General features: G+C 55.9%; 22 protein-coding genes and 1 pseudogene. 15 read left to right on the top strand and 8 right to left on the bottom strand.

Annotation, left to right across the window (positions count from 1 at the left end):
• Nucleotides 1–10 precede the first annotated feature (10 nt).
• The 8 genes from ACXI0A_RS01585 to ACXI0A_RS01550 all read left to right on the top strand — a co-directional run bounded on the left by ACXI0A_RS01585 (nt 11) and on the right by ACXI0A_RS01550 (nt 8,531).
• Nucleotides 11–673, top strand: a complete 663-nt coding sequence (locus tag ACXI0A_RS01585; RefSeq protein WP_476150632.1) for an OmpA family lipoprotein — start codon at nt 11–13, stop codon at nt 671–673.
• Between the two features lie 161 nt (nt 674–834).
• Entirely contained in the window at nt 835–1,839 is a 1,005-nt protein-coding gene (locus ACXI0A_RS01580; protein ID WP_476150633.1) for a substrate-binding domain-containing protein, read from the top strand.
• A 58-nt stretch (nt 1,840–1,897) separates the two neighbouring features.
• Complete coding sequence (locus ACXI0A_RS01575; protein WP_476150634.1) at nt 1,898–2,923, top strand: substrate-binding domain-containing protein; 1,026 nt, start codon at nt 1,898–1,900, stop codon at nt 2,921–2,923.
• A gap of 122 nt (nt 2,924–3,045) precedes the next feature.
• Complete coding sequence (locus tag ACXI0A_RS01570) at nt 3,046–3,795, top strand: sugar phosphate isomerase/epimerase family protein (RefSeq protein WP_476150635.1); 750 nt, start codon at nt 3,046–3,048, stop codon at nt 3,793–3,795.
• Nucleotides 3,796–3,802: 7 nt separating this feature from the next.
• On the top strand, nt 3,803–4,744 hold the full coding sequence (locus ACXI0A_RS01565; protein WP_476150636.1) for a PfkB family carbohydrate kinase: 942 nt from the start codon (nt 3,803–3,805) through the stop codon (nt 4,742–4,744).
• Nucleotides 4,745–4,885: 141 nt separating this feature from the next.
• Entirely contained in the window at nt 4,886–6,166 is a 1,281-nt protein-coding gene (locus ACXI0A_RS01560; protein ID WP_476150637.1) for an MFS transporter, read from the top strand.
• A 66-nt stretch (nt 6,167–6,232) separates the two neighbouring features.
• Nucleotides 6,233–7,207 carry a glyoxylate/hydroxypyruvate reductase GhrB gene (gene ghrB, locus ACXI0A_RS01555; RefSeq protein WP_476151182.1) on the top strand — a complete coding sequence of 325 codons (975 nt, stop codon included), beginning with the start codon at nt 6,233–6,235 and terminating at the stop codon, nt 7,205–7,207.
• Nucleotides 7,208–7,289: 82 nt separating this feature from the next.
• The gene (locus ACXI0A_RS01550; protein WP_224933668.1) at nt 7,290–8,531 is read left to right on the top strand and encodes a valine--pyruvate transaminase; all 1,242 of its coding nucleotides are present in this window, start codon (nt 7,290–7,292) and stop codon (nt 8,529–8,531) included.
• 408 nt (nt 8,532–8,939) lie between these two features.
• Here the strand turns inward: ACXI0A_RS01550 and ACXI0A_RS01545 are convergent, their stop codons facing one another.
• Nucleotides 8,940–10,391 (bottom strand): aminotransferase class I/II-fold pyridoxal phosphate-dependent enzyme, encoded by a 1,452-nt coding sequence (locus tag ACXI0A_RS01545; RefSeq protein ID WP_476150638.1) that lies wholly within the window; start codon nt 10,389–10,391, stop codon nt 8,940–8,942.
• A 182-nt stretch (nt 10,392–10,573) separates the two neighbouring features.
• Here ACXI0A_RS01545 and ACXI0A_RS01540 point away from each other — a divergent pair, with 182 nt between their 5' ends.
• The 6 genes and pseudogenes from ACXI0A_RS01540 to ACXI0A_RS01515 all read left to right on the top strand — a co-directional run bounded on the left by ACXI0A_RS01540 (nt 10,574) and on the right by ACXI0A_RS01515 (nt 16,294).
• Nucleotides 10,574–12,040: a hypothetical protein gene (locus tag ACXI0A_RS01540; protein WP_476150639.1), complete on the top strand. Its 1,467-nt coding sequence runs from the start codon at nt 10,574–10,576 to the stop codon at nt 12,038–12,040.
• 17 nt (nt 12,041–12,057) lie between these two features.
• Nucleotides 12,058–13,335, top strand: a complete 1,278-nt coding sequence (locus tag ACXI0A_RS01535) for an ATP-grasp domain-containing protein (protein WP_476150640.1) — start codon at nt 12,058–12,060, stop codon at nt 13,333–13,335.
• Complete coding sequence (locus ACXI0A_RS01530) at nt 13,323–14,033, top strand: class II glutamine amidotransferase (protein WP_476150641.1); 711 nt, start codon at nt 13,323–13,325, stop codon at nt 14,031–14,033. Before ACXI0A_RS01535 ends, ACXI0A_RS01530 begins: the two co-directional genes overlap by 13 nt.
• Before the next feature lie 5 nt (nt 14,034–14,038).
• A complete protein-coding gene (locus tag ACXI0A_RS01525) occupies nt 14,039–14,839 on the top strand; it encodes a 2OG-Fe(II)-dependent halogenase WelO5 family protein (RefSeq protein WP_224933663.1) in 801 nt (266 codons plus the stop codon).
• 27 nt (nt 14,840–14,866) lie between these two features.
• Nucleotides 14,867–15,365 (top strand): annotated as a pseudogene (locus ACXI0A_RS01520) (YbaK/EbsC family protein).
• A 23-nt stretch (nt 15,366–15,388) separates the two neighbouring features.
• Nucleotides 15,389–16,294 (top strand): EamA family transporter, encoded by a 906-nt coding sequence (locus ACXI0A_RS01515; protein WP_224933661.1) that lies wholly within the window; start codon nt 15,389–15,391, stop codon nt 16,292–16,294.
• Nucleotides 16,295–16,350: 56 nt separating this feature from the next.
• Here the strand turns inward: ACXI0A_RS01515 and ibpA are convergent, their stop codons facing one another.
• Nucleotides 16,351–16,767: a small heat shock chaperone IbpA gene (ibpA, locus tag ACXI0A_RS01510; protein WP_100701655.1), complete on the bottom strand. Its 417-nt coding sequence runs from the start codon at nt 16,765–16,767 to the stop codon at nt 16,351–16,353.
• A 277-nt stretch (nt 16,768–17,044) separates the two neighbouring features.
• Here ibpA and ACXI0A_RS01505 point away from each other — a divergent pair, with 277 nt between their 5' ends.
• The gene (locus ACXI0A_RS01505; RefSeq protein WP_167141026.1) at nt 17,045–17,392 is read left to right on the top strand and encodes a YceK/YidQ family lipoprotein; all 348 of its coding nucleotides are present in this window, start codon (nt 17,045–17,047) and stop codon (nt 17,390–17,392) included.
• On the opposite strand, the gene ACXI0A_RS01500 is transcribed toward ACXI0A_RS01505, so the two are convergent.
• The 6 genes from ACXI0A_RS01500 to ACXI0A_RS01475 all read right to left on the bottom strand — a co-directional run bounded on the left by ACXI0A_RS01500 (nt 17,370) and on the right by ACXI0A_RS01475 (nt 23,813).
• Complete coding sequence (locus tag ACXI0A_RS01500) at nt 17,370–18,632, bottom strand: DUF3748 domain-containing protein (RefSeq protein WP_476150642.1); 1,263 nt, start codon at nt 18,630–18,632, stop codon at nt 17,370–17,372. The two genes, ACXI0A_RS01505 and ACXI0A_RS01500, sit on opposite strands and share 23 nt — an antisense overlap.
• 227 nt (nt 18,633–18,859) lie before the next feature.
• On the bottom strand, nt 18,860–20,152 hold the full coding sequence (locus tag ACXI0A_RS01495; protein ID WP_200573994.1) for an MFS transporter: 1,293 nt from the start codon (nt 20,150–20,152) through the stop codon (nt 18,860–18,862).
• Between the two features lie 344 nt (nt 20,153–20,496).
• Nucleotides 20,497–21,645: a galactonate dehydratase gene (gene dgoD / locus ACXI0A_RS01490; RefSeq protein WP_084932873.1), complete on the bottom strand. Its 1,149-nt coding sequence runs from the start codon at nt 21,643–21,645 to the stop codon at nt 20,497–20,499.
• Nucleotides 21,642–22,259: a 2-dehydro-3-deoxy-6-phosphogalactonate aldolase gene (locus ACXI0A_RS01485; RefSeq protein WP_476150643.1), complete on the bottom strand. Its 618-nt coding sequence runs from the start codon at nt 22,257–22,259 to the stop codon at nt 21,642–21,644. The genes dgoD and ACXI0A_RS01485 overlap by 4 nt, the downstream gene beginning before the upstream one ends.
• Nucleotides 22,243–23,118: a 2-dehydro-3-deoxygalactonokinase gene (locus tag ACXI0A_RS01480; RefSeq protein WP_476150644.1), complete on the bottom strand. Its 876-nt coding sequence runs from the start codon at nt 23,116–23,118 to the stop codon at nt 22,243–22,245. The genes ACXI0A_RS01485 and ACXI0A_RS01480 overlap by 17 nt, the downstream gene beginning before the upstream one ends.
• Nucleotides 23,115–23,813 carry a FadR/GntR family transcriptional regulator gene (locus ACXI0A_RS01475; protein ID WP_224933657.1) on the bottom strand — a complete coding sequence of 233 codons (699 nt, stop codon included), beginning with the start codon at nt 23,811–23,813 and terminating at the stop codon, nt 23,115–23,117. Before ACXI0A_RS01475 ends, ACXI0A_RS01480 begins: the two co-directional genes overlap by 4 nt.
• Nucleotides 23,814–24,116: the final 303 nt, after the last annotated feature.

Below are 24,116 nucleotides of genomic sequence, written 5' to 3'. Positions count from 1 at the left end.
GGGATTTTCAATGAAAAAGCGTAGTTTGACGCTGGCCTTGTTACTCAGCGGCAGCGTTGTGCTGTCAGGTTGTACCACCAATCCTTATACCGGTGAATCGCAGGCCGGGAAATCCGGTATCGGCGCAGGCTTAGGTGCCGTGCTGGGCGCGGGCGTTGGCGTGTTGTCATCTTCGAAGAAAGATCGCGGCAAAGGTGCGTTGATTGGCGCCGCGTCAGGGGCTGCCGTTGGCGGTGGCGTCGGGTATTACATGGACGTTCAGGAAGCGAAGCTGCGCGATAAAATGCGCGGTACCGGCGTCAGCGTGACGCGTCAGGGCGACAACATCGTGCTGAATATGCCGAATAACGTCACCTTTGACCCTAATAGCAGCAACCTGAAACCAGCAGGCGCCAACACGTTAACAGGTGTCGCGATGGTGCTGAAAGAGTATCCTAAAACCGCCGTCAATGTGGTGGGTTACACCGACAGCACCGGTACGCGCGCGCTGAATATGCGCCTGTCGCAACAGCGTGCGGAGAGTGTGGCCAGTGGCCTGATTCTGCAAGGCGTGGCGCAGAACCGTCTGCGTACGCAGGGCATGGGCCCGGATAATCCGGTGGCCAGCAACAGCACCGAAGCGGGTAAAGCACAAAACCGCCGTGTCGAGATCACGCTGAGCCCACTGGGTTAATCCCCATCGCCGGTCTGCTTCTGCAGATCGGCGTTTCCACACGTTTTTACACCGCATTAGACGCTTTTTGTATCAGATAACGCTCTATAATCGTCAACCAATAGAGCCGTAAAATACTTTATGCTAGCGTGATCAAAATTTGATCAGTGGAAAACGTCATCATGTCGCTCAAAGCCATTGCCGCTGCCCTCGGCCTCTCTGTTACCACTGTGAGTCGTGCGCTAAATGGCTATGACGACGTCGCAGCCGCCACGCGTAAACGTATTGAAGAAGAAGCCACCTCGCGCGGCTATCGTCCGAATGATGCCGCGCGCCGTCTGAAGACCGGTCGTGCCAATGCCGTCGGGCTGGTTTTCCCGGTCAGCACCGCCTCGCTGAATGACAGTTATTACAGTGAAATGCTGCTAACGCTGGATCAGCGCCTCGCTCAGCATGACATTGATTTGATGATTCTGCCGGACAAGCCGCAAGACAAGCACCGCACGCTGATGCGTTTATTACGCGGTGGCGCGCTGGATGCGCTGATTCTCACCCATACTCAACCACACGATATCCGTCTGCAGCGTTTGCAGCAGAAAGGCTATCGCTTCCTCACGCTGGGCCGCAGCCAGCTGCCGGAACCTTATGCCTGGTTTGATTACGACAATCATGCTGGCACCCTGCTGGCCGCTGAACACTGTTTGCAACAAGGGCTGACGCGGCTTGCCTATCTGGGCGGCAACGAACCTTGCACGTATATCCTCGATCGCCGCCACGGTTTTATTGATGCCCTCACGCAGCATCAACCGCCGATCGCGCCCACCATGTTGGCTGCGCTGCCGATGACGCGCCGTGCCGGTTATCAGCAAACACAGCGCTGGCTGACGCAGGATATCGCGCCTCAGGCCATCATCACCGATTGTGCCCCGCTGGGGGAAGGTGCGGCCATTGCGTTGCAGCAAGCCGATCGTCTCAGCGGCACGCGGGCGATCCCTCTCTACGTCTACGATGGCTTGCCACATGACTCCATTGTCGATCATCCGGTGAACGCGATTCTGCAACTGTCGCAGCAGCGCATTGGCGAACGCGTGGCCGAAATGGTGCTGCAACTGCTGGAAGGCGCACCGCTTGAGGAGCTTCAGACGCTGTGGCAACCGATGCTGCGCCTCACTTCTGATGCACAATGATTGCGTGTGCGCCGTGCTGTGATAGTCTTCGCCTGATTTTATTATTCAGGTGTATGCAATGAAAACCAGGCCGCCACGAGCCACAATCAGTGACGTTGCCCGCACGGCAAAAACCGGTAAAACCAGCGTTTCCCGCTATCTCAATGGCGAATTGAACCTGCTCTCGCCCGATCTCAAAGCCCGTATTGAACAGGCCATCGCCGATCTCGATTATCGCCCCAGCCAGATGGCGCGCGGCCTGAAGCGTGGCCGCACACGACTGATTGGCCTGATCATCGCGGATATTACCAATCCCTACTCGGTGGATGTGCTGAGCGGCATTGAAGCGGCCTGTCGTGCGCAGGGTTTTACGCTGCTGATGTGTAACACCAATAACGAAGTCGATCGTGAGCAGTATTATCTGCAACTGCTGAGCAGTTACCAGGTCGAGGGCATCGTGGTGAACGCGGTCGGGATGCACGAAGAAGTGCTAAAACGCCTGCAGCAGTCAATGCTGCCCATGGTACTGATTGACCGTAAAATTCCTGACTTCGCCTGTGATGTGGTCGGCCTGAACAATCCCGAAGCCGCGCAAATCGCTACCCAGCATCTGCTGGACAATGGTTACGATGCCCTGCTGTTCCTCAGCGAGCCGCTGGGCAGCGTTAACACCCGCCGTGAACGCCTTAGCGCGTTCTATGACACCAGCAAAGCCTACGCCGGAGTGATGGCTGAAAACGCCGAAGTCCCCTTGCACCAGCCAGATCAGCTGGAGCAGGTGCTGCGGGAATTTCAGCAACGCCACCCTGGCAAACGCTGTGCGGTGATGGCCGCCAACGGTGCGCTGACCTTGCAAGTGGCGCGCGCCTTGCAGCGCCTCGAACAACGCTGGGGTGAAACCATCGGCCTGCTTGGCTTTGATGAGCTGGAGTGGGCTGCATTGGCGGGCGTGGGCATCACCACCCTGAAACAGCCCACCTGGCAGATTGGCTATGCGGCGCTGGAACAGGTGATTGCGCGCATTGACGGCAATGAACAGCCAATCAGCGAGCAGGTTTTCCCCGGCGAGTTGATTGTGCGCGGCTCCAGCCAGCCGCTGCGTTAATCCCCCTTTCTCCGGCTCACTTCGTGAGCAGGATCATAATTCCACACTCTCTGCCTTTCATTTGGAACCGGTTCCATTTAGGTTTTTTATAACACCCTTACCGAGTTCAATGGAGAGACAACATGGCACATCCGGAAATCATCGTGGTCACCGCCGCCTATGGCACGCAGAAAGTCGCCGAGTCAGGTGGCCAAAGCGCACTGCTGCCGCTGATTAAAGCCGCTGGCGCCGATGGCGTTGAAATTCGCCGTGAGCTGTTCAGTGAAGACGATCTGCTACGGTTAAACACATTGAATAAAGCGATTGCTCAACAGCAGCTCAGCGCCAGCTATTCGGTGCCAGAAGCGTTGTGGCTGGAAGACGGCTCGCTCAACCCTCGCCTGGGGCAGTTCCTGCTGGAAGCAGAGCAGATTGGCGCTAAACGGTTGAAAATCGCCCTCGGTCATTTTGTCGATCTCTCCGACGCTTTGCTGGCTGAGGTGCTGGCCGCATCGCCGGTGACCGTGGTAGTGGAAAACGATCAAACGCCAGACAGCAAGCTGGCCCCGATGCAGAATTTCTTCCATCGTGCCTGCGATGCCGCCTTGCCGCTGGATATGACCTTTGACATGGGCAACTGGCAGTGGACCGGTGAAGACGCCATGCAGGCCGCAGCTCAGCTCAGCCGCTACGTCAGCTACATTCACGTTAAGGCCGCCGTGCCGCATGGCGAGAGCTTCCGTGCCGTGGCGCTGGACGAAACCGACGGCAGCTGGCGTGCATTGCTCAAGGCACTGCCTGCCGATGCGCCGCGCGGCATCGAGTTCCCGCTTGAAGGCGAAGATTTGCTGGCCGTGACGCGCCATTACGTCGATCTGCTGCGTGCACTGTAAGGAGTTGATGATGAAGCAACTGGATGTGGTCACCATTGGCGAAGCGATGGCGATGTTTATCGCCCAGCAAAGCGGGGATCTCGCCGCCGCAGAAGGCTTCGTCAAACGTATTGCCGGTGCCGAACTGAACGTGGCGATCGGTCTGGCGCGGCTCGGTTTGCAGGTGGGTTGGGTCAGCCGCGTTGGCGATGACAGTTTCGGTCGTTTCACACTGCAACAGCTGGCGAAAGAGAACGTCGATCACCACTGCGTGACCACTGATACCCGCTATCGCACCGGATTTCAGCTCAAGTCGCGCGTCGATGACGGTTCCGATCCGGAAGTGGAATATTTCCGCGCCGGCTCCGCCGCCAGCCATCTCTCGCCAGACGATTTCGACGCCGATTACTTCGGCAATGCGCGCCATCTGCATTTGAGTGGCGTGGCTGCCGCCCTCTCCGACAGCTCGCTGGAATTGACCAAGCACGCCGCGAAAGAGATGCGTTCACGCGGCAAAACCATCTCCTTCGATCCCAACCTGCGTCCGGTGCTATGGCGCAGCGAGGCAGAGATGCGTAAGCAGCTGAATCTGCTGGCAGAGTACGCAGATTGGGTGCTGCCGGGTGAGAAAGAGGGTTTGATTCTCACCGGTTATCGCCAGCCGGAAGCCATCGCTGATTTTTATCTGGATAAAGGCGTGCGCGCGGTGGTGATCAAAACCGGCTGCGACGGTGCCTGGTATAAAACCGCCGACGGTGAAAAGGGCAATATCGCCCCGATTCTTGTCGACAACGTGGTGGATACCGTGGGCGCGGGGGATGGTTTTGCCGTGGGCCTGATCAGCGCACTGCTGGAAGGCAAATCGCTGCCGCAGGCGATTTTGCGCGGTAACAAAATTGGTTCGCTGGCGATTCAGGTCGCGGGCGACAGTGAAGGGTTGCCGACGCGCGCAGCGCTTGGCGATTTTTAATTAAGCGGTTGCCTTCATTGGCGATGCTGCAGGAAGGGTCCGCATTTATGCGTTCCTGATTAACAGGTCTGTCTCTACACAACCCGATTATTTCGAGGCGCATCCATTGAATGTGCCCGCCTCAAAACAGAGGAGTCACCCATGAAATCGCAGACAATCGCGCCAAAACGCTGGTGGTTTATCATGCCCATCGTGTTTATCACCTACAGTCTGGCGTATCTGGACCGGGCGAACTTTAGCTTCGCCTCTGCCGCAGGGATTAATGACGATCTCGGCATCACCAAAGGCATGTCATCGCTGCTGGGTGCCCTGTTCTTCCTTGGCTATTTCTTCTTCCAGATCCCGGGCGCGGTGTATGCCGAACGCCGCAGCGTGAAGAAGCTGATTTTCTGGTGCCTGATTTTGTGGGGCGGTTGCGCCTCGTTAACCGGCGTGGTGAGCAATATCCCGATGCTGGCGGCGATTCGTTTTGTGCTCGGTGTGGTAGAAGCGGCGGTCATGCCCGCGATGCTGATTTACATCAGCAACTGGTTCACTAAGTCGGAGCGTTCGCGCGCCAACACCTTCCTGATCCTCGGTAATCCAGTCACGGTACTGTGGATGTCAGTGGTTTCCGGCTATCTGATTAACGCCTTTGGCTGGCGCGAGATGTTTATCTTCGAAGGGATTCCGGCAGTGATTTGGGCGGTGGCCTGGTGGTTCCTGGTGCAGGATAAACCGGCACAGGCCAAATGGATGAGTGACGAAGAGAAAGCCGCTCTGCAGGCACAGTTGCAGAAAGAGCAGGAAGGCATCAAAGCGGTACGCAACTATGGCGAAGCTTTCCGCAATCGCAACGTGATCATTCTCTGTATGCAATATTTCGCCTGGAGTATTGGCGTGTACGGCTTCGTACTGTGGCTGCCTTCGATTCTGCGTAACGGCACGCAGATGGGCATGGTGGAAGCGGGTTGGCTGTCGGCGGTGCCTTATCTGGTGGCGACCATTGCGATGATCGTGGTGTCGTGGGCATCTGACAAAAAGCAAAACCGTAAGCTGTTTGTCTGGCCGCTGCTGCTGATTGGGGCGCTGGCGTTCATCGGCTCATATCTGGTCGGCTCCAGCCACTTCTGGCTGTCGTATGCCCTGCTGGTGATTGCCGGTGGCGCGATGTACGCCCCTTACGGCCCGTTCTTCGCCCTGATTACTGAAATGCTGCCACGCAATGTTGCCGGCGGTGCCATGGCGCTGATTAACAGCATGGGCGCACTCGGTTCCTTCATCGGATCGTGGATTGTAGGCTATCTTAATGGCGCAACCGGCAGTCCTGCCGCCTCTTACATCTTTATGGGTGCCGCGCTGCTGGTGTCGGTGTGGCTGACGTTAATCGTCAAGCCAGCGGAGAACAAGACATCACCGATTCATGGGGCGAAGCACGCCTGAAAGCGTAAAAATGACTTTTTCGGGGCGGCTCAGGTCGCCCGTCACACGTTCTACAGGGAGCAAATGATGAAACCTGCTGTGATTCTTTATAAGAGCCTGCCAGACGATCTGCGCGCTAAACTGGATGCCCATTTTACCGTGACCGAAGTGCATGACGTCTCCCCCGAAACCGTGCAACAACATGCCGCACAGTTTGCAGAAGCACAGGGTTTGCTGGGATCAGGCGGCAAGGTAAATGGTGATCTGCTGGCAAAGATGCCTGCACTGCGCGCCTGCTCCACCGTTTCCGTGGGCTATGACAATTTCGATGTTGAAGCACTGAATCAGCGCAACGTGTTGCTGATGCACACCCCAACCGTTCTGACCGAAACCGTGGCCGATACCATGATGTCTCTGGTGCTGAGCACTGCACGTCGTGTCACCGAGTTGGATAAATGGGTTAAAGCCGGTGAATGGAAAAAGAGCATCGGGCCAGAGCGGTATGGCGTGGATGTGCATCACAAAACATTGGGTATTCTCGGGATGGGCCGTATTGGTCTGGCGCTGGCACAGCGTGCGCACTTTGGCTTCGGCATGAATATTCTCTACCACGCACGCCGTCAGCATGAAGAGGCGGAAACCCGCTTTGGAGCGCGTGCCTGTGACCTTGAAACGCTGCTGAAAGAGAGTGATTTTGTCTGTATCAGCCTGCCATTAACTGAGCAGACGCATCATATGATTGGCGCAGCACAGCTCAAGATGATGAAGCCGAGCGCCATTCTGATTAATGCAGGCCGTGGTCCGGTGGTCGATGAGCAAGCGCTGACAGCGGCATTGAAGGACGGCACGATTCACGCTGCCGGTCTGGACGTGTTTGAAGTTGAACCGGTGCCCGCCGATGCGGAGTTGCTCAAGCTGCCGAACGTGGTGGCGCTGCCGCACATCGGTTCTGCCACCCATGAAACGCGCTACGGCATGGCGCGTGATGCGGTGGATAATCTGATTGCTGCGCTGAGCGGCAAAGTTGAGAAAAACTGCGTTAACCCGCAAATCCAGGCCTAAGCTTGCTGCTTTAGCCATTGCGCCTGCCCGTGGCGGGCGCTATGGTGGTTGCCCATTCCCGATTACAATGTTTTAACTTCCTATGTCCTTTTCTCAGTTCGGCGACAAATTTACTCAACATTCCGGCATCTCACGTCTGATGGAAGACATGGGTGAAGGCCTGCGCACGCCTGGCACCATTATGCTCGGCGGCGGTAATCCGGCGCAGATCCCGGCCATCAATGACTATTTCAATCAGCTGCTGCTGCAGATGCATCAGGACGGCAAACTGAGCGAAGCGCTGTGCAACTACGATGGTCCGCGTGGCAAAACGCTGCTGCTGGATGCGCTGGCGAAAATGCTGCGTGAAGAGCTGGGCTGGCCGATTACTGCGCAAAATATTGCGCTGACCAACGGCAGCCAGAGCGCGTTTTTCTATCTGTTCAACCTGTTTGCTGGCCGTCGTGCCGACGGCAGTAAAAAGCGCGTGTTGTTCCCGCTGGCACCGGAATATCTCGGTTATGCCGATGCCGGACTGGAAGAAGATCTGTTTGTTTCCGCCAGGCCGAATATTGAGCTGCTGCCAGAGGGCCAGTTCAAATATCACGTCGATTTTGACCATCTGCCGCTGAATGAGGACGTGGGCCTGATTTGCGTGTCACGCCCGACCAACCCAACCGGCAACGTTATCACCGATGACGAGCTGATGCAGCTGGATGCGCTGGCACAGCAGCACGGCGTGCCATTACTGATCGATAACGCCTACGGTGTGCCCTTCCCCGGCATTATCTTCAGCGAAGCCCGCCCATTGTGGAACCCGAATACTATTCTGTGCATGAGCCTGTCGAAACTCGGCCTGCCGGGTGCACGTTGCGGCATTATCGTCGCCGATGAGAGCACAATTAGCGCGATTGGTAACATGAACGGGATTATCAGTTTAGCGCCAGGCAGCATCGGCCCGGCGATTGCCACTGAGATGATTGTGCGCGGCGATTTGCTGCGTCTGTCGGAAGAGGTGATTAAGCCTTTCTATCAGGCTAAAGTGAGCGAGACGATTGCCATTCTGCGCCGCTATCTGCCGGAAGATCGCTGCCTGATTCACAAACCCGAAGGGGCAATTTTCCTCTGGCTGTGGTTCCGCGATCTGCCGATCAGCACCGAAGCGTTGTATCAGCGCCTGAAAGCGCGCGGCGTGCTGATGGTGCCGGGCCACTTCTTCTTCCCAGGTCTGGAACAGGAATGGCCGCATACGCATCAGTGCATGCGCATGAACTATGTGCCGGATGCGGAAAAGATTGAACGCGCGGTACAGATTCTGGCGGAAGAGTTGGAAAAGATTGGCTAAACCAATCTTTTAAAACGCCTCTCGAAATTAATCGGGAGGCGTTGATGCATTATTTATTATTGTACCAGTCGTAAAATCGGAACAGATTTGAATAAAAACTGTAAATCCCCATCAACATAAATATCCAGGTTATCATCCCCAGAAAACCCGGCGTATTTATTGGGCTAAAAGGTAAAGACTCTCCAGAAAGCAGAACAAAAGTAATGCACCACAATATACCTATAACGAGTTTGCGCTTAGGATAATCCCACCCCAAAACTTTCATCACTAATCCTTGTCATCTATACGTTGGCCTGAAATATAAACCATGTGAAACAAGAATAAATTAGTGATTCCATTAACTGGTAGCGAATAATAAACACAGCAGCCGATGTTTATTTAAATTTGTGAACTACTTCCAAATAATCTCTATTTATCCGCCACCAGCGATAATTGACACCACTCTGCCAGCTGTTTGATCGCCTCCTCCACTTCGGCATTCCAGCCAAAACCGGCGTTCAGTCGGAAACAGTGATCGTAGCGATGATCGGTGGCGAAAATGTGGCCGGGCGCGATACCGATGCCCGCGTTGCGCGCTTTAAGAAACAGCGCACGCACGTTCAACGCCTGCATCGGCATTTCCACCCACAATACGTAACCGCCTTCGGGGTCCGATACACGCGTGCCCGCAGGGAAATAACGCAGCACTGCCTGGCGCATATGATGAATCTGATTCTTCAACTCACGGCGCAGTTTGCGCAGGTGCGCATCGTAGCCGCCGCTGCGCAGCAGTTCGGCAATTGCTGCCTGTGACAGCACCGAGGTGCCCATGCTGGTGGTGTATTTCAGCGAGGCGATTTTGCGCATGTAGTTGCTGCTGTGTACCCAGCCAATGCGGATACCGGGTGCCACCGTTTTTGAGAAGCCGCTGCAAAGAATGGCATTCGGGCTAAAGGCGCGCATCGGGAACGGACGGCGATCGCCAAACGCCGTATCACCAAAGATATCGTCCTCAATGATCACCACATCATTCTCATCGGCCTGGCGCGCAATATATGCCTTCTGTTCGTTGGGAATGCTTTTCCCGAGCGGATTATTGATGTTGTTGATGGTGAGATACGCCTGCACCGCTTTGCGCTGAAATAGCGCGGTGAGTTTGCTGACGTTAACGTAACCTTCCGGCCCGGCTTCCACTTCAATCACGCGCAGATTGAGATTGTGCAGCATCTGTAACAGTACGAAGTAGCACGGCGACTCTACGGCCACAATATCGCCGGGACGCGTGGTGGCGCGCAAAGCCAGTGAGATGGCTTCGATACAACCGTTGGTGATAAGGATGTCATCGGCGCTGATATTGCAGCCATAATCCACCGCGCGGCGCGCGATCTCGGCTTTGAGCGGCGCATAGCCGGTACCTTTCACGGTGTTGCCGAGCAGCGCGGGTTTGCTGTACCCCATCTGGCGCATCAGCAATCCAATTTTCTTGACCGGATAGAGCGAGATATCGCCATTCGCCAGGTCCAGCCGCACACGACAATCAGATCCCAGCATGGCCAGATGCAGCTCGGTTTGCTCATCCAGTGGTGCCACGTCGCGCGGCTGCTCGCTGTTGATGGCTGCAGGCAGCACCTTGGGAACCTGACGTGGCGCGACAAAAAAACCGGACTTAGGACGCGCCACCGCGTAGTGCTCATCCTCCAGCGTGCGTAATGTTTTCAGCGCGGTGGTCATGCTGACACTGTACTGCGTTGCCAGTGTGCGCACCGACGGTAAACGGCTATCGGGCGGCAGCGATCCGCTGTGAATCGCCTGCTTTATCTGCTCTGCAATCTGACGGTAACGACTACTCTGACTCTCCTGTTCACCCGTTCCATCCGTCATCTGTTCCACCCTATATCGTGCTGATCTGTGCGTATCCATCAGATTACATTCAAAGTACTTTAGGCTGCATCTGTTAATTCAGCCTCAGACATTCATTCCGTTGCAACTTCGTGGCCCCTTTTCCTGCCCGTTGCCGCCAGCACGGTAACGGCGATTTTATTAGCCGAAGGATGAAGTGAAAAATGAATAATCTGTCCACCATGATGAGAGAAATTGAAGGTTATCTGACGCCCGCGATTATCGATTCTGCTCAACGCTGTTCTCAACGCTTACTTGCCGCCTTGCCCGATAGCGAAAACCCCGCTAACAATCGCGTGCTGCTCGCCTATGGCGGCGGGAAAGACAGCAGCTATATGGTGGCGTATGTGCGCTACATTCAGGGGCTGATTTGGCAGCAGCAGGGCAGCACCTTTCAGCTACGCATCAGCACCAACCGTCATGCGGCGATGAACGACAGCGTGATGGAGAATATTGATCGCGTGTACCGCGCATTGCAGATCCACGATGATGATTTTACCGAATGCCTGGTGACCGATGGCCTGCAAATTCGCCACTTTGCGCGCCATCTGCCGATGCCCGACAGCGTGCGTCAGCAGAATCGCAACGATGTGCTGATGAATGGCCATCGCTTCCGTGCCGATGCGCGATCCACTTTCTGTAACGCCTGCAATCTCAGCATGGTGAACTCGTTTGGCCTTGCCGCGCACTACGAAGGCGGCGTGGATGTGATCATCACCGGTGATTCCCCTCAGGAGCAAACCGCTTACCTCGCCTGGGCGCGCCATCTTTCACGCCTGTTTGATGCGCCGGTCGCCGACAAATCACGCGGCTTTAGCGGCTTTCTGCAAACCCTTGATGGCGTGGCAGAACGCTATTTCGCTGATATTTATGGTGCCGATCAAGTCACTCAAGCGCACCGCATCACCTGGCAGCTTGAGCGCGACCCGCTGTTCTTCAACATTTATCAGGACACCGCCTATGAAGCCGGTGCGCACTGGTCGCTACTCACCGAGTTCATGCACTTCCGCTTCGATGAGCTGATGTTCAGCTTCTCTGAATCGGACTGCGGTAACCCGACGTTAATGGCACATATTCGCGGTCTGCGAGCGGAGACGCTGATGCAGCGTAGCTACGCCGAAGGCATTCGCGAGTATGTGCGCTTTGCGCTCGGCCTGATGGAGAAGAAAGATTTCCCACCGCAGCTGATTGCGGAAATGGCGGCGCGTTATCAGGACGATGCGGCGATTGAACGTGCTCGCCAGCGCGCAGCGCAGTTTGCCGAACAGGCGTTTGGCCTCAACGAAACCCAGCTGGTGTGCATGATCTACTCGCCGTTTATTGCTGAAGGCCACCAGCTCAATGTCTGGCTGCGGCAGCTCAATCAGGCGCCCGATGAACAGGCGGTTCGGGCGCTGCTGCGCGGCGATAGCGATGACCTGCTGCTGGCACAGCAGCTGGAGCAACTCTCCGGCCTGACGATTGCGCAGATGCGGCAGTGCTGGCGCAGCGCGCAGGTCAATTCACTGCTGGACGGCACGCGCGGCGATGCGCTCTCACGCGTGCTGCGTTTCGATCCACACAAAGCAGTGATTCAGGTCAACAACGGTGCCTTGCAAGACATCGTCACTGAAGTGATCTCCGGGCGATAACCCGGTAAGGCAACGCGATGAGAAAGATTTTCCTGCAGATTGGCGCCACGCGTGACGGACAAAACCCGTACTGCGCGGTGGCAAAACGCGAAGGCTATTTTACCGTGCTGGCGGAGATGGGCGACTTTGTCGACTATCAAAGCTTAAGCATTCAGCTGCCGTTCGATCTGATTGTGCGTCTCGATCGCCCGGAAAATCCGTGGGATGTGTTACAAGCCTGCCTGCGCGCGGGGCTGTTGGAACATCCTCAGGTGGTGCTGGCGGGCTTTGAAGCCTACAACGCCAGCGCCGGTCGCGTGCGCGAACTGCTGGCGGGGCCGGATGCCGGCCCGAGCTTTATTCCGCCGGATAAGTACGCGCAGCGCATGGCCCTGCGTAAAGCCTGGCCACGCTTCCCGCAGCCGGAGTTTCGCTTCTTCGCTTCACCGCTGAGCATTCGTGACGCGCGTGATGCGCTGCTGTATCCCTGCGTGATCAAACCGGTGGATGGCGGTGGCGGATTGGGCATCTGGCTGGTGGAAGAAGCCAGCCAGCTGGATGCGGTCATCGCTAAGCTGGTCGAGACCATGAACTACGGCGGACGCGGCTTCAGCGGCTTTATCGTTGAAAGCTGGTTGCCGGGCGACGAATATTCACTGCAAGGCGTAGTGGATAACGGTCACGCGGTGGCGCTCACCTGCTGTCAGAAGGTGATCGAACACCACATTGATGAAGAAGGCTGTATCAGCTTTTACGAATCCGGCCATGTGGCGATGGCCGCGCAACAGCTGCCTGCTGCCTTTGCCAGCTTGATGAGCTTTTGCTGCGAGACTTTTGGCTATCGCCAGGGCGCCTTCCATATCGATTTCATTATGGTGAACGGCGAACCCCACTTCCTTGAAATGGGCTTCCGCTTATCGGGCATGGGCGTGGTGAACCTTGTCGAGGAAGTCACCGGCATTAACTGGGCGGACGTAGCGTTTCAGATTGAAGCCGGGCGGGGTTTGCCTGCACTGCGCTTTCCGGATCAACCCCTGGCCATTGGCCGTCTGCGTCTGCGTCAGCGTCTGCAATATGACGCGGCGGAACGCTGGATTGCCCAACATCAGCGCGGCCAGCTATTGCCACCGCTTAATCTGCCCGCGCTGGCCGTTTCGCCACGATCCTCGCTCTACGCCGATCTCACCCGCCATGCCGGTATTCTCGCTACCTTCCGTCTTGCCGCAGACAGCCGTGACGATGTGCTGGCGGTGTTCCAGCAGATTCTCGACGTTCCGTCTTTAGCCACCCGGAGAGATCTTCTATGTGCAGAATGATTCTGGCATATGGCCAGTTTGATGCGGCAGCGGTACTGGACGCCGCACGCGCCATGAGCTGCGGCGAAACCGCGACGCATGACGGCCCGATCAAACAGCACCCGAATGGCTGGGGCTGTTTGTGGCTGGATCAGGGAAAGATTCGCACCCTGCATGGCACCGGCACCTTTGCTGATGCGCTGCCCGGCATTGATGTTGATGCACTGCGTCATAGCCGTTTTCTGGCGGTACATGTGCGCCACGCCACGCTGAGCAAAAATCATGGCATTGAGTTTTCTCATCCGCTGTGGCGCACCAGCGGCGCGACGCAGTGGTACATGATGCACAACGGCTTTTTACCTACGGTTTATGCCCAACTGGGCATGGCGGAATCGCGCTTTGATTCCGCCGAATACCTGGAATATATCGTTGATCAGGCGACGCCTGCCGATTTTACCCGTGACTACCTGCGCAGCAAAATGGCGCGGGTAGCACCCGGCGGCAGCGCAGCCAATGCCATTTTCGTCACGCGCGATAAGGCCTGGGCGTGGCAGTGGCATCCCGATGCCACCCCTTATCCTGACTATTTTACGCTGCACCATTATCAAAACAGCCACACTACTTTTATCTCTTCTGAACCTATTACTGCATTGGGCACGGCGTCTGAATGGCGCCGCATGAGCAACCATGAACTTTATGAATTTCCATTGGGGGAGTGATCAACATGGCCATTTTCAATCAGATACGCGTTATCCATCCAAAGATGTTTGTTGAAAGCACCTGGCTGGATGACATCGTGACAGCGCGCGTACCGTTGCTGGTACTGCGCAATTTTCTCACGCCACAAGTCCGCGAAGCGGTGGTAGACGATCTGCAACAGTGTCGCGAACAAGTGCGTGTATCGCGTTATCCGAATGGTGCGCTGACCACACTGGGCCCCTATCTGGCTAAACACACCGCCGCACCAGAAAACTACTTCACCGAGCTGCGCGACATTCAGCCTGCGCTGCCGCCGTCACTGCATTGTCTGCGTGACCAGGTTTACAACTGGGTGAAGCACTCATTACGTCTGGAGAGTCTGCAAACCGCCAGCGAGCCTGCGCTGGGTGATTACGCCGGTTCGATAGTCCGCTTCCATGCCAATGGCGTGGCCAACCCACTGCATAACGACAACATCATGCGCGATGCAGCGGGCAGTGGTTTGGCCGTCACCAACATTCTGCATCAGCTGAGCTGTGTGGTCTGTCTGCAGGAGTGTAATGCGGGTGGCGAGCTGCGCATTTTCAATAAGAAGTGGCATCCGGTGGATGAACGCTTCAAAACGCCGGGTGAACTCGGCTATCAGACCGGTGTGATTGAGCAAAGTGAGGCGTGTGAGTTCTCCCCCCGCAGCGGCGATATCTATCTGTTTAATCCTGCTTTTTATCACGAGATTGATCGCGTGGAAGGCGACACGCGCATCACCATGGGCTTTTTCTTTGGCCTGACCGACAAAAAAATGAAGCACGCCATAGCCTGGAGTTAACGCCGGGCCTTCGACGAGGAGATGAACATGAATACCTACGAAAAAATCACCGCCCTGCTGGATCAACACCACGCAGACTATCGCGTGGTGGAGCATGAGGCCATCGGTCAGACCGATGTGATCAGTGGCATTCGCGGCAACGATCTTAATCAGGCGGCCAAGGCGATGGTGCTGGAAGTGACCATGCCGGACGGTGCCGACGCGCGTTACCTGCTGGCGATTGTGCCGGGCGACTGCAAGATCAACTTCAAAAGCGCCGCGCGCTATTGGTGGCAAGAAGTCGAGCTTTGCCGCGCCAGAGAAAGCACAGGAGCTGACGCAGTGTGTGATGGGCGCGGTGCCGCCCTTTAGTTTTGATGACCGACTGGCGCTGCGCGTCGATACGCGCCTGCGTGATGTCGGCACATTATGGTTTAACGCCGGTGCGCTGGAGCGTTCCATGGCGCTGAATGTGGATGATTTCTTTGGTGTTGTCGGCGATGACTGTTGTGCAGATATTGCCACTCCGATGACGGCGACTGCCTGAAACGGCTGCAGTAAGGAACGAGTATGTCAGTAAAAGATATGATGTTAGCCCTGTGCGTGGTGGTGGCGTGGGGCGTGAATTTTGTGGTGATCAAACTGGGTCTGCACGATATGCCGCCGTTTCTGCTGGCGGGATTACGTTTTGCGTTAGTGGCGTTCCCGGCGATCTTCTTTGTGAAGCGGCCGCAGATCCCCCTGCGCTGGCTGATCGTGTACGGCATGACCATCAGCTTTGGCCAGTTCGCCTTTCTGTTTCTGGCGATCAAACTCGGCATGCCTGCGGGGCTGGCCTCACTGGTGTTGCAGGCACAGGCATTCTTTACGCTGCTGTTGGGTGCACTGTTACTGGCGGAGAAACTGCGCTGGAACCACATCGCCGGGATTTTAGTGGCGACACTGGGCATGTTTATGCTGGCAACCGCTGGCATGGAAGGCCAAACCACGGCGGGCATTACGCTGACCACCATGATGCTGACGCTGGCGGCCGCGCTGTCCTGGGGACTGGGCAATATCACCAACAAAATCATTTTGCGTAATCGTAAGGTGCCGGTGATGTCGCTGGTGGTGTGGAGTGCGCTGGTGCCGGTGGTGCCCTTTTTTGCCTGTTCGTGGTGGTTTGATGGCGAAGCGGCAATCGTCACCAGCCTCCTGAATATCTCGTTGCAGACCATACTGGCACTGATTTATCTCGCGTTTGTTGCCACCATTGTCGGCTACGCCATTTGGGGCAATCTTCTCGGTCGTTATGAGACCTGGCGTGTGGCGCCTCTTTCACTGCTGGTGCCGGTGGTGGGTATTCTCAGTGCCGCGCTGGTGTTGGGAGAAACCTTGTCATCACAGGAGATCCTCGGTGCGTCAGTGATTATTCTTGGCCTGCTGGTGAACGTGTTTGGTGGGATGGTGAGCCAGCGATTATGGGTGCGCACTTGATCTGCAGAAACAAAAACGCCGCATTTCTGCGGCGTTTTCTTCTCTACACAACATCCTTAATTCAGGATTTCAATCCGGCGCGGTTTCGCCTCTTCTGGAACGATACGTTCCAGATCGATGCTCAGCAGGCCCAGTTCGAGACGCGCATCGCGCACCACGATATGGTCCGCTAGCTGGAATTTGCGCTCAAAATTACGCTCGGCGATACCCTGATACAGGTATTTGCGCTCCGGTTGCTCTTCCGGATGCGCGCCGCGAATAACCAGCACGTTGTCGTGTGAGGTGATATCTAACTCGCTCTGGGCAAAGCCCGCCACGGCAATGGTGATGCGATAGTGGTTTTCATCCACCAGCTCGACATTGTAAGGAGGATAGCCACCATTGGCCTGGTTCTGATTGGACTCAAGCAAGCTAAACAGACGGTCGAAACCAATAGCAGAACGATAAAGCGGAGTGAGATCAAAGTTACGCATAAAAAGACTCCTGAAAATCAGCAAGTTTTGGCAACCTTCCACCATGGACAGGTTGTGCGGCCCGCTGCTGTCCCTGTCGGCAACAGCAACGCGACCCTGAGGTAAAAGTGGGTGCGCTTTGATCGCTTTCAAGGGCAGTACGTATTTTTTTGCAGCAATTTTGACGAAATAGCATACACTCAGGAATTCTTCGCCTGCATAGCACGACATCGCCACAGAGCTTTGCTGCTGCAGGAGACACACTCCAGCCAGAGGTGATGGCTGTAGGGATGATGAAATGAAAATGATGAAAAGCTTTCCGCTCACCGGCCTGCTGGTCTGTGGCGTCTTGACTACTTCGGGTTGCTCCAGCGTCATGACTCACACTGGCGCCAGCCAGGGTTATTATCCTGGCACGCGTGCCAGCGCAGATATGATTGCCGACGATAATACCAGTTGGGCGATCAAGCCACTGGCGGCCATCGATCTGCCGTTTTCTGCGGTGTTAGATACGATTCTGTTGCCTTGGGATTACTTTCGTTCTGACAATAATTCGGCGCATGACCGTGTGCTGCAGAGTGAAAAAATGGCTGGCACCGATGCCAGCCTGGCGACTGCCGCTGCTATGCCTTCGACGTCGCACTGACGCTGAACAGCTGACGCCAGCCCTCAATTTCCCGCATATATGCGATCTGTTTGCCGTCCGGTGACCACACTACCGCATCACCGGAAGGCGGCTGTTCGCTGCGTTTTGTTAAGCGCGTGCAGTGCCCGGTCGCCACATCACAGCGCATCACGCTGTTATCACAAATAAACGCGATTGCCTCGCCTGACGGCTGCCAGCTGAATGCCGACTGAATGCTGCTAATGAGCTGCGTGATTTGACGCGCTTCACCACCGTTGGGCGAGACACTCCACAGCTGTACGTCATCATCATCGTCCTTCATCAGGAAGGCGATGGCACTGCCGTCCGGCGATGCGCGCAACCAGTGACGTGGCTGCAAAGCTAGTCCTTTGCTGTGGGTGATGCGGCGCTGCTGCACACCGGCAGGCGGCGCAGGCAGTTTATCCGCCGTGCCCTGCAAGGGAGTTGCGCCAGGTTTGGCGTAATCGCTTAGCGCCTCGGGCAAATCCACCACAAACACTTCCGGCACTTTATCGCCGTTGGCAGCACGCGTATCACCGATAAAGGCCAGCGCCCAACGCTGCCAGCTGCCGTCTTCTTTCTGATACCCACGATCGCCAATCCAGCCCTCTTCATAAGCGCGGTCAATCTGATCGCTGTCCGGCTGCGGATCGCGCGTGGTTTGGCTTACCAAAACGCAGTAATGGCTGCCATCATATTCCCGTGGATGCTGTTTCGGCGGACACACCGGGTGCAGCGGCACGGCCACGCCGACATTGCGCAGATCCTCACGCGCATCTTTTTCATGCATCACGTGATCGTTATAGGTAAAGCTCAGGCGCGATCCGTCTGGACTGAACACATGGACATGCGAGCCGCCGCGCAATGCACCGGGCGTATAAGGTGCAGTGATGTCGCAGGCGTCGAGGTTTTCCGCATTGCCCTGTTGCACGATGACGCCACGACGATGATGAAAATCGTAATGCCAGTGCGCATCCGGATGCTCCGGGCCATGGATACACACATAGCGCGGCGGCATGTCCGGGCTCACCGTCACCACGCCGACATGTGCACCCTCGCGAGCCTGATATAGCACCTCGACTGCCCCGCTCGCCACGTTGACGCGTTCGATGGTCAAGCTGGTAAATGACGCGCCGGAGGGACGCACATCAAACGCCAGCCACTGGCTGTCTGCAGTCCAGACGTTGATATTGGTGAGCTGATGCTGACGCTCTGCAAAGGTGAGTTGTTTTTCTGACATGGGGCAACCTTACATCCAACAGTTGCCGAACAAACTACGCGATTATGGGATGAGGTGCAGCATGCGTGGCGCAATAATTTGCGAACGGTTGAGGCAATTCAATACGAATCGATGACGTAACGCATAGATAGCAGATTGCGCGATAAATCGTGAACAGATCGCGCAATAAATTGCGCCGCTACGCATCGCAGAGCGTTGTAGCGGCGCGATTTATCACGCGTTATCGATCAACCAACCCGCTTCACATCCCCGACCAGCAGGATATAGGAGAGCGCGCCGACCAGCGCCACGGCGGAGATATACACCAGCGCGGGGGCGAAGCCGTAATCCTGCGCCAGATAGCCCACCACCAGCGGTACTGTGATGCCGCCTAATCCCCCAATAAAGTTGAACATCCCACCGGTTAAACCGATCAGGCGAACCGGAGCCAGCGACGACACCAGCGACCAGGTAATCGAGGCGAAGCCGTTGCCGAAGAACGCGATGGCCATCAGCGTCATAATCCACACCGGATCGTTGGTGTAATTAGCGCCCATAATGCAGGTGGAGATCAGCAATCCGCAGATAATCGGGGTTTTACGGGCAAACCCCAGCGAGCGACCGCTGCGCACCAGACGGTCCGCTACAATGCCGGAAAGGATCACCCCGACAAAGGCGGCGAGGAACGGCACGGTGGTCATAAAGCCCGCCGTCAACGCAGAGATGTGTTTTTCCTGCGTCAGATAGTTAGGGAACCAGGTCAGGAAGAACCACAGCGTAGAGGTCACCGCGAACTGACCGAGATACACTCCGCACAGCTTGCGATGGAACACCAGTTTCCAGTCGGCAGCAGTGAGTTTGGTGCGCGTTTTTTTCGCGGCGGGTGCATCACCCTCCACCATCGCGCCACCTTCACGGATGTAGTCCAGCTCAGCCTGGTTAATGCCTTTGCTCTGATTCGGCGCCTGATAGAACTTGATCCACACCAGCGACCAGACAATACCGATAGCGCCGGTGATGATGAATACCCAGTGCCAGCTCAACAACTCCTGAATCCAGATCAGCAGCGGCGTCAGGAATGCGAGCCCCACAAACTGACCGGAAGTGTAAAACCCAACCGCAGAGGCGCGTTCACTTTCCGGGAACCAGCTGGTCACCAGACGATTGTTGGTTGGGAACGCGGGCGCTTCAAATATGCCGGTGATGGCACGCAGACCAATCAGCGAGAGTAATCCTGTGGCAAAGCCCTGGAATAAGGTGGCGACCGACCAGCCGAAGATGGCAATAAAATAGGTCAGGCGGGAACCAACGCGGTCAAGGAACCAACCGCCCGGGATCTGGCACAGCGTATATAACCAGGCAAAAGCGGAGAAGACATATCCCATTTCCGCTTTGCTGATACCAAATTCTTCCTGAATATGGGCAGATGCCACCGCTAAATTGGCGCGATCGACGTAGCAAATCACCACCGTAATAAAGATCATCAGCAGCGTGATATAACGACGCCGTGTTGGTTTGGCCTGAACAGCAGAGAGATCCATGGTGTTTCTCCGTAAAAGTCGTGTAGGGATAACGTTTTCGAATATAAAAACCGCGCAGGCGGTAAAGTTTGTGTGCCGGAAAAAGGCTGAGCGAGGCCCTATGCCTTATTTCACCGGCATACCTTTATCTAAAAGATTTTATAAATTCTTATACCTTCAATAATTCGTAGTGCAGGACAACAGCGTCAGATGACGCTTTTGAATGGCGCTTACGCTGACCCAAAGGGTGAGGCCACAGGCCGAACCACCCGGCAAGGGTATGAATCCCTCAGGCGCTTACTCAAATAAGTGACTGGGGTGACTGAGCGCAGCCCACGCATTTGCAACTTGAAGTATGACGGGTATTACCATTCAGCGACCGATCCGTCTGGGAAACGCCATAATGGATTGCGCCAGTCCGGTGCATTTTTACTTCTTTCAATCACCAGCTCTTCGTTAATTTCCACGCCTAGTCCCGGTTTATTCAGCGGATAGAAGTGACCATCATCCATTTTGAAATCATCTTTATTGATGACGTAATCCAGCAGTTCAGCGCCCTGATTATAGTGAATCCCCATGCTCTGCTCCTGGAACACGGCATTGCGAGAGACGAAATCAACATGCAGACAGGCAGCCAAAGCAATCGGGCCGAGCGGACAGTGCGGTGCCAGTGCCACATCGTAAGACTCTGCCATGGCGGCAATTTTGTAGCACTCGGTGATACCACCCGCATGCGAGAGATCCGGTTGCAGTATCGCCAGGCCACCCGCTTCCAGCACGCGTTTGAACTCAAAACGCGAGAACATGCGTTCACCTGCCGCGATAGGGATATGGGTTTGAGCTGCCAGACGCGGATAGTATTCCGCCTGCTCCGCCAGCACCGGCTCTTCAATGAACAGCGGGCGATACGGCTCCAGCTCTTTAATCAGCACTTTCGCCATTGGCGCACTGACGCGGCCGTGGAAATCGAGGCCGAACTCAATCTCTTTGCCAAACGCTTCGCGAATCTGTGCCACGGTGTTCACTGCCGCATCCACTTTGCGTGCATTATCAATGATGCCCATCTCTTCGCAGCCATTCAGCTTGAAGGTGTCGAAGCCAATCTTGCGCAGTTTCTTGATGCCGTCGACGACTTCTTCCGGACGATCGCCGCCCACCCAGCTGTAAGCCTTGATGCTGTCACGCACCAGACCGCCAAGCAGTTGATACACCGGCACGCCCAGCGCTTTGCCTTTGATATCCCACAGTGCCTGATCGATACCCGCGATGGCACTCATCAGAATCGGACCACCGCGATAGAATCCACCGCGATACATCACCTGCCACAAGTCGTTGATGCGTGCCGGGTCCTGACCAATCAGGTATTCCGACAGCTCATGCACGGCCGCTTCGACGCTGCGCGCACGCCCTTCTATCACCGGTTCGCCCCAGCCGACAATACCTTCGTCGGTTTCGATTTTCAGGAACATCCAGCGCGGCGGCAGGCGATAAGTGGTCAGTTTGGTAATTTTCATCGTACAGCGTCCTTATAAGCAGCAATAAATGCGCGAGCTTTCTCCACAGTGCGCGACAGCGGCTGGCCGGCGCGATAGAGATCGCTGCCCAAGCCCGCGCCAATGCAGCCTGCGGCCATAAATTCATGCAGGTTTTCCGGCGTCACGCCGCCCACCGCAAACACCGGCACGTCGGGTGGCAACACAGCTTTCAATGCTTTGATATAGCCGGGGCCAAATGCCGAGGATGGGAAGATTTTCAGCGCCTGAGCGCCCGCCTGCAGGGCGGTGAACGCTTCGGTGGCGGTGGCACAACCAGCCGCAACCGTCATCCCCTGGGCAACGGCCTGACGGATCACCGCGGCATCGGTGTTCGGCGTCACCACCAGCTTGCTGTTCAGCGCGGCCAGTTCATCGACCTGCGCCGGATTCAGCACGGTACCTGCTCCAATCAGCGCTTTATCGCCGAAAGCCTGCACCATTGCACCGATGCTTTTGGCCCATTCGGGTGAATTCAGCGGGATCTCAATGGCGTCAAAACCCGCTTCAATCAGTGCGCCAACGTGCGCTTCCGCTTCATCTGGCGTGATGCCACGCAGGATGGCGATCAACGGTAATTTAGTTTGCCAGGTCATCTGCAATACTCCTTATTCCATGCTGGAACGCGCGATCGCCTTCCAATGTGACTGAATCCACACCGATAAATTGCAGTGCCTGCTGATAACGCTGCGCCAGCGCGTTCCCGGCAATAATGATGATCGGTTGGCTGCGATTCGTGTGTTGCGTCATTAGCGCCACTTCATGACCAATCAACAGGCCAGATAAAAAATCGCTGATATGGCGGCGATCGCGTGCACCCAGGACGTGGGAAGCACGCACTTCGAACAGCCGGGAAAGGATCGATGCATCCTGACTGCCGACCGCTAAGCCTTCATGGAAAGCGGCGGAATGCTCTTCCTGCTCTGGCAAACCGGCACCAATCAATGACTGTTTCAGCAGCAGATGATGCAATTCGCCCGTCATCACCGTGCGGAAATCCTGCACACGCTGCTGCTCTACCTGCACCCACTTAGCATGCGTGCCGGGCATTACATACTGCGTTGCAGGTTGCAGTGCTAAGGCACCCAGCAACTGTGTCTCTTCACCGCGCATTACGTTGTAATTGTCAGCACGTTCGACGCTTAATCCCGGCACGATCCATGCTTTATCCTCGACGCGCGTTAGACGGCTGCTGAGTTGGTTTAGCGCCACCGGACAGGCCAGATAAGGCACCGAAAGCCAGCCTGCATTGCTGCCGACCATACCCGCCATCACCACCGGCACGTCATTTACCGGCCAGCCGTCGGTGATACTGGCAAATACCTCTGCGGGCGTCCGTCCGCCAAGACGCGTGACGCCCGCTTCTGACCGGCGCTCATCAACGCAGTTGCCCTGCTGATAATGCCAGGCACGCAGATTGGTTGAACCCCAATCAATCGCGATATAGCTGGTCACATAATCTCCTTAAGTCGGGCGGTGGAACTGGCGATCATCGCTTTAGCCGCCTGCTCCGCTGCATCGCCATCCTGATGACGAATGGCATCAAATAGCGCTTTGTGTTCGGCTAAGGTGCGCGGCATGTTGCCGGAATCCGCCATATAGGTTTTCGCAAACACCGCTTTCTGTAACTGGCTGATTGCCACATTAAGCTGCTGCAATACCGGATTGTGCACCGAGGCCAACACCGCTTCGTGGTAACGGATATCTGCCTCGTTAAAGGCCTCACGATCCAGCTGATGAGCAACCATGTCGTTATAGGCTTGCTCAATCGTCGCCAAATCGTTTGAGGTCGCACGTTCCGCCGACCAGCGTGCAATCTGTGGTTCCACCAGCACGCGTACTTCACTCATGGCGGCAATCAACCTGGGGTCCTGATCGTGCGCCAGTGCCCACTGCAATACGTCGCTATCGAGGTAATTCCACTGATTGCGCGGGGTAACAAAGGCGCCACGATAGCGCTTCATCTCCATCAGTCGCTTTGCCATTAGCGAGCGAAACACTTCGCGGATGATGTTGCGCGAGGTGCTAAAACGCTCACACAACTCGGCTTCGGCTGGCAACGCGGCACCCGGCACATACTTCCCTGCGACAATTTCTTCACCCAGCGTCAGAATGATGCGCTCGGTTTTACTTAATTGTTCTTGCGTCATGATGTTCCATTCAGTGAAAGACGGTAGCCCATCAGATTACTGCTTTCGACGCGTGAAAACTAACAGACACCTCACGTCATGACGCCGATTGTAGTACTAATGATATAAGTTGCACTACAATCTGGATCACATAATAGACAATCCAGATGCACGGGAATGCGCACCAGACGAAATCGAACGGGTCATGGGTTGGGGCAGGATGTGTGACGTATCAGTGCGCATCCGGCAGAAACTGGAGGGGCCGTTCGTTGGGTCATCATTTGTGTTGGATCAGCGCGCAACCGACGGAACTGGATTGATCGT

The sequence above is a fragment of the Pantoea sp. C1E2 genome (assembly GCF_056491465.1).
The sequence above is the reverse complement of the archived record's forward strand: the minus strand, read 5'-3'. Positions and strand labels throughout refer to the sequence as shown.

Coding starts and splice junctions, on each gene's coding strand:
- ACXI0A_RS01505 (WP_167141026.1), top strand. CDS start 17,045: ATGAAAATGATGAAAAGCTTTCCGCTCACCGGCCTGCTGGTCTGTGGC.
- ACXI0A_RS01540 (WP_476150639.1), top strand. CDS start 10,574: ATGAATAATCTGTCCACCATGATGAGAGAAATTGAAGGTTATCTGACG.
- ACXI0A_RS01500 (WP_476150642.1), bottom strand. CDS start 18,632: ATGTCAGAAAAACAACTCACCTTTGCAGAGCGTCAGCATCAGCTCACC.
- ACXI0A_RS01560 (WP_476150637.1), top strand. CDS start 4,886: ATGAAATCGCAGACAATCGCGCCAAAACGCTGGTGGTTTATCATGCCC.
- ACXI0A_RS01525 (WP_224933663.1), top strand. CDS start 14,039: ATGGCCATTTTCAATCAGATACGCGTTATCCATCCAAAGATGTTTGTT.
- ACXI0A_RS01580 (WP_476150633.1), top strand. CDS start 835: ATGTCGCTCAAAGCCATTGCCGCTGCCCTCGGCCTCTCTGTTACCACT.
- ACXI0A_RS01515 (WP_224933661.1), top strand. CDS start 15,389: ATGTCAGTAAAAGATATGATGTTAGCCCTGTGCGTGGTGGTGGCGTGG.
- ACXI0A_RS01570 (WP_476150635.1), top strand. CDS start 3,046: ATGGCACATCCGGAAATCATCGTGGTCACCGCCGCCTATGGCACGCAG.
- ACXI0A_RS01575 (WP_476150634.1), top strand. CDS start 1,898: ATGAAAACCAGGCCGCCACGAGCCACAATCAGTGACGTTGCCCGCACG.
- ACXI0A_RS01585 (WP_476150632.1), top strand. CDS start 11: ATGAAAAAGCGTAGTTTGACGCTGGCCTTGTTACTCAGCGGCAGCGTT.
- ACXI0A_RS01535 (WP_476150640.1), top strand. CDS start 12,058: ATGAGAAAGATTTTCCTGCAGATTGGCGCCACGCGTGACGGACAAAAC.
- ACXI0A_RS01545 (WP_476150638.1), bottom strand. CDS start 10,391: ATGACGGATGGAACGGGTGAACAGGAGAGTCAGAGTAGTCGTTACCGT.
- ibpA (WP_100701655.1), bottom strand. CDS start 16,767: ATGCGTAACTTTGATCTCACTCCGCTTTATCGTTCTGCTATTGGTTTC.
- ghrB (WP_476151182.1), top strand. CDS start 6,233: ATGAAACCTGCTGTGATTCTTTATAAGAGCCTGCCAGACGATCTGCGC.
- ACXI0A_RS01495 (WP_200573994.1), bottom strand. CDS start 20,152: ATGGATCTCTCTGCTGTTCAGGCCAAACCAACACGGCGTCGTTATATC.
- ACXI0A_RS01550 (WP_224933668.1), top strand. CDS start 7,290: ATGTCCTTTTCTCAGTTCGGCGACAAATTTACTCAACATTCCGGCATC.
- ACXI0A_RS01530 (WP_476150641.1), top strand. CDS start 13,323: ATGTGCAGAATGATTCTGGCATATGGCCAGTTTGATGCGGCAGCGGTA.
- dgoD (WP_084932873.1), bottom strand. CDS start 21,645: ATGAAAATTACCAAACTGACCACTTATCGCCTGCCGCCGCGCTGGATG.
- ACXI0A_RS01475 (WP_224933657.1), bottom strand. CDS start 23,813: ATGACGCAAGAACAATTAAGTAAAACCGAGCGCATCATTCTGACGCTG.
- ACXI0A_RS01565 (WP_476150636.1), top strand. CDS start 3,803: ATGATGAAGCAACTGGATGTGGTCACCATTGGCGAAGCGATGGCGATG.
- ACXI0A_RS01485 (WP_476150643.1), bottom strand. CDS start 22,259: ATGACCTGGCAAACTAAATTACCGTTGATCGCCATCCTGCGTGGCATC.